The organism is Chromohalobacter sp. HP20-39 (assembly GCF_033052815.1).
In the GTDB taxonomy this organism is placed as follows: domain Bacteria; phylum Pseudomonadota; class Gammaproteobacteria; order Pseudomonadales; family Halomonadaceae; genus Chromohalobacter.
The window spans coordinates 1-240 of sequence record NZ_JAWHTP010001100.1; the positions used below are offsets into that span (position 1 = coordinate 1).

Annotated in this window: 1 protein-coding gene; it reads left to right on the forward strand. The window is 62.5% G+C overall.

Features of this window, described 5'->3' with window-relative positions; genetic code table 11:
• Positions 1-21: 21 nt before the first annotated feature.
• Positions 22-240 (forward strand): hypothetical protein (locus tag RVY79_RS21320; protein WP_317466619.1); only part of this gene is annotated, 219 nt, incomplete at its 3' end.

Sequence of the window (240 nt, forward strand, 5' to 3'; positions counted from 1 at the left end):
GCTGTGAGCGGATACAAAGTATTGCTGGTACGCACGCGCAGTGAAGCAGACGACACCGCGAAGCATTTCCGAGGCCGTGGCTGTGAAGTCGAGGTGTACCCCTTGTACGGTGGCCAGCGGTTCCATACCTTGAAGGCCACCGACTTCTACGAGCTTGATCCGGACCGCAACGGCGAGCCCGGTACCGAGCCGGCACGCAACGTCACGCACCTAATGCCGGAGCCGTGGCCACCGGCGTTG